The sequence below is a fragment of the Bradyrhizobium sp. MI1.10 genome (assembly GCF_055811035.1).
This window is the reverse complement of the sequence record NZ_JBVVPN010000037.1, coordinates 1-4,409: the sequence shown is the minus strand read 5'-3', so window position 1 is coordinate 4,409 and position 4,409 is coordinate 1. Positions and strand designations below refer to the sequence as shown.

At 59.3% G+C, this 4,409-nt stretch carries 3 protein-coding genes; 2 read left to right on the top strand and 1 reads right to left on the bottom strand.

Translation table 11 applies throughout. From position 1 onward, the window contains the following. Positions 1-963 precede the first annotated feature (963 nt). On the top strand, positions 964-1,698 hold the full coding sequence (locus AC0L3K_RS30360; protein ID WP_007596410.1) for an outer membrane protein: 735 nt from the start codon (positions 964-966) through the stop codon (positions 1,696-1,698). A gap of 291 nt (positions 1,699-1,989) precedes the next feature. After that, on the top strand, positions 1,990-2,091 hold the full coding sequence (locus AC0L3K_RS30355) for a hypothetical protein (protein ID WP_369126693.1): 102 nt from the start codon (positions 1,990-1,992) through the stop codon (positions 2,089-2,091). A 2,159-nt stretch (positions 2,092-4,250) separates the two neighbouring features. Here AC0L3K_RS30355 and AC0L3K_RS30350 read toward each other — a convergent pair. Further along, positions 4,251-4,409: SbmA/BacA-like family transporter (locus tag AC0L3K_RS30350; RefSeq protein ID WP_473367447.1), on the bottom strand; the 159-nt coding region annotated here is incomplete at its 5' end.

Here is a 4,409-nt window from a genome sequence, read left to right as displayed (position 1 = left end):
TTCGCCGCGGCCCCGGGGGCGTGTTCAATTTTGGGGGCGCGGCTGGGCTGGGGTGCCCCGGGGCCCGCCCCCCGGGGGCGGGTAATGGGGGCAAACCCCCCCCGGCCGGGGCGCGCCCCGCGCCCACAACCTAATTAGACCCGTACTTGTGCCATGGGCGAAACCGCGGCACTTATGAGCCTGATTTCGGGAGATCCTATCGCGGACCTCACACCACTGACCCACATTAAGAACGTGTGCGGTTATTTGCGTGAGAGTTTCCGGGTTCGTTGCTCCGTCGGCGCCGCCCCTGACCGAAAGCCCAACCGATCGCTCCTGCTTTGACGGTTTCGTCCGCGGAGCCGGAGCAGGACTGGAGTGTATCGTACTCCGTCAACCCAGCTCCATGGCCTGGCCGGAATAGTCGACGAACAGCTTCTCGCCGGCGACATGGACCTGGGGACAGGATGGGCTTGAGGGGGCCGGCCCATTGCTTGTAGCGTTCGCATAGCTGAAGCAGTCGGAGTTAGGCAAAAGACCAAGGTAGCTGGGTTGCAGACTGTCAGCGGTGCGCGCCTCCTGGTTCCCCCCGATCGCAATCGCTGAAATAGCGATCACGATCGGCTGGAAACGGTGATCACGATGCTCTGGAATGGGCGATCACGATGGCTTGGACTCCGTGATCACGAACGGCTGGAACACGCACTTACCGGGCGCCCCGTCGACCTACCACGCTACTACGTCGCGACGTGGAGCGATGCCGTCAAGCTGTCGGGTGCGCAAGAGGCAGGACACCGCGCTGATCTACGCTCGCAAGCGAAGGGGCATGTCAAGGAGTTGGAGATATGTGCAACGCCGCAACCTGACGCGGCGTTTGATTCACGCATTTCTTCCAGCGCCAATGTTGCGATGCAGTTACAGCAATTTGCGTGCACGTTGTTAAGACGCAGCCGGCTCGGGGGCACTCAAGACATGGGAATAGAAATGAAGAACTTGTTGCTTATGACAGTCAGTACGGTGGCGCTTGCTGCGGTGGCCCCCGCATTCAGTGCTGATCTGCCTGCGCAACCCATCAGGCCTCTCTACACCACCGCTCCAGGACCTGTCGCGGCTGCAATCTACGATTGGAGTGCTTACTATTTCGGCGTGAACGGTGGTCTGAGCTCAGGCGAGAGTTGTTGGGAGTACCTTGGCAGCACGCCCGAGGGCTGTCATCATCCGACAGGCGGTAGCGTGGGCCTCCAGATCGGCTATCGATGGCAGATGGGCCAGATCGTGCTGGGTGTTGAGGGCCAGGGCAACTGGGCTGATTTGACCGGGTCCAATCAAAGCATCGCGTTTTCCGATACTACCAACCAGACTAAGATTGACGCGTTCGGTCTCATGACGGGGCAGATTGGTTATGCCTTTGGGAATAACGTACTTTACGGCAAAGGCGGCGCCGCAGTCACGAGCAACATCCATCAGATCAGCTCGACCGTGGCAGGAGCCGCTAGGAAAAGTGACGTTCTTTGGGGCGGTGTGTTGGGGGTCGGATTCGAGCACGGCATCGCACCGAACTGGACGGTGGGCTTCGAGTACGACCACCTGTTCTTCCAGCCCCGCACGGTGAAATTCAGCGGGAACATTGGTGGGGCCGATCGCATCCGCGAGGATCTCGACCTTATCACGGTACGGGTCAACTATAAGTTTGGCGGTCCGATTCTCCTGAAATATTGATCCCTAGTTGCGTCGATGGCCCCGGCCTAGCCGGGGCCATTTGAAGGGAAGCATGGCCCGCTCAGAGCCCGGCCATTCAGGCAATTCCGACGTGAGATTCAAGCGCCGCCTGCGCGATCCCGGCCCCTTTCGCTGGCCTGCGACCCCTCCTTCTCCGGACGGCAAGCTCAGCACTTCGCGGGGAACCGCCGGCTCAGCGCTGAGCACACTCGACACCGAAAGTCAGCCGTAATCGTGGAGAGGGGTAGTCGCAAGGGCGACGAGCTCGGAACCTGCGTCGATGCCGCGGGAATGATACTGCTTGGCTTGCGGCTGCCGCCTTGCCAGGGTAAGCGGCGCATCGCCGTCGCAATCGAGGCAGACGAGATCGTCGAACACAGCTGCCTCCGCTGAGGCGGCCACGGCAAGAGTCCGCCTGCAAGCGTTGAGGACATAATAGATCGACTCATCCGCGTCTTCGCGAACCCGGACGATAGGCAGCTCGGCTTTCCAACATCTCACCGGCCCGTCCGATCTTTCGGATCACTCGGCCTCGCCCGCTTCGGCTACTAGCGGCAACCGAGCAGGCGAGCAGCCTGCCCTCCGACATCGCCGATATCGCGCGCCAAGCGCCGATGCGGACAGAGGAGAAATCCATCTGTGCCGCGGGCGGGGCGCAATGACGTCAGTGAAAGCCGCGGACACGGGCGACCTCATGATGAAGCAAGGCGGCATCCACAGCAGGACTGACCCGAGTTTCTCCGGCCAGGACGCCATAACCCTCGCGCTCAGATGGCATCGCTGCCGGGCGCAAGCTCCATGGCCGGGCAGACCTCTAATCTCGCGTCGCCTTGCAACCCGCCGAAACCCAGGCGGTCAGCCACGCCAGAGCGCGGGGAATAGGTTTGGAGTTCATTCTCGGTCCTTCACACCTCGAAGGGGTTCTGCAGTTCGCACCCGTAGCAACCACAACAGGATTCCTGCAGACTCCGTAGCGCGAGACGCGTCAAGACAGTTGGATCCAAGTGACCTTTTGCGGCCAGAGCTAATACCTTTTCGGCGAGGCACGCCTTCAACGAAGACGTCCGGTTTGCTTCGGGCACCATCCCGATCGCATCGTCCAGAACACCTCGCAACAAAGCGCATAGTTTGGTTTTCGGTGTCATGGCGCTAATCCAAAAACAACGGAGATCTGGCCGACCTCGGCTCCGGCCCGCCTGGCCGGTGGCCCCCGGAAAGCCGTGCGGAATAAACCTTCTTCGCTCCAGGGAGCGGGAGGAATAAGGGAGACGGCCGAGCCTTAGTACAAGAGCTAGGTTTCGGTAATGTGACAGTTCGTGCTCCGCTCATTCTGGATGCATGACGGCTTAAGAAAGCATCCTGCGGATAGGTCCTTTGGTTTTCAAGTCGACGCTTGCTGACGCTATCAACAAAAGTTCGTAAAGCATTTGGTGAGGATCGCCGAGCCGTGAATTGGGCAGCCTTAGTGGATTGCTTGTTCCGATCGCGCCAATTCCAGCTTAGGAGCTCGTCGCGCCTTTTGAGCCGGATGTGCGGCGCGGTTGCTATAGTCGGCGAGCCACGCTTGTGAATCCACGCTGCTCAATCTGGCGGTCATGTTCACGGCCAGAGCTCCGGCTCGGCGGAAACGGATTGGTCCGCAGGCTCAGAGTTGTCAAATCCCGGTTCTGGTAGTTGAAACACGACGCAACATCATCTTGAACTCTTCTGGCACGGTTCACAGTTGAGCTTACGGTGATAAGAATTTCTCTTCGAGATAATTTCGGCGTGCTCCGGCCAGCCCAGCTTGTCGCCGTCCAGGATCGCTGGTTCGAGTGGCTCGATATTCGCACCGAAACTTTCGCCCAGCTGCGCGATCCAGTGACGCTAGAACGTGCTTGGGTGCCACTGGGCTCGATTACCGTTCCGCCAGAACCAGAATGGACACCAACACATCCGGCGGTCACCAGGGCTCGCCGCCCCACATAATGCCTACCCCCCTGTTTAGCACCGTATTCCATGGAGCGGATCAAGTTTGAAGCATCCCGCATGGTCGTTCTGGCTAGTCAGTCACTGTCCGGTGCCATGTGTGACACAATTATGATTGCTCGCGGGACAACACCGTTGAGGCGTGTCTGACTCACACTGTCGAACTTACGACACGGTGGTACTTATTTGTAGAACTAGGCGGTGTGGACTCTGAGAACCCATTTCCAGGAGAAAATCAGATTCATGGCTGTTTTCTCGGAGCAAGTCTTCGGTGTCATGAACCCGCTGGGTCGACCGGAGGTCGAACGCGACGCGGCTGCTTTGTAGCTTACCCGCGGCGGCTGTAATGGCCCCTACAGCCATCCGCCGCCCCTTTGCCTCAGTCCGCGCGCTGCAACAGCGCGCTAGCCGTCATCCACAACAACACGTCACGGGGGTTCCGATATGCAGCTGCTAAGTTCCTCCACGCCGAGCGCCATTCTCTCGAGTGCCCCTTCTCACAACTTAAGCAATTCAGCAGCGTTGCGACCGATTGACGCGGAACGGAAGGTCAGGTGTCCGTCAACACCCTACAGCTATAGGAATCATGTGGCTTGCTTCCTTATCTCGATCGACGGCAGTAGCCCACCGTGGATCTTTGCCTCAAAGCTCCGCAGGCGCTGATAAATCGAGATCAGTTCGACAATCGTGCTCCAGGAGTTGACGAGATACTGAAACGAGGTTCGTACTTGCGTGAACGCGTT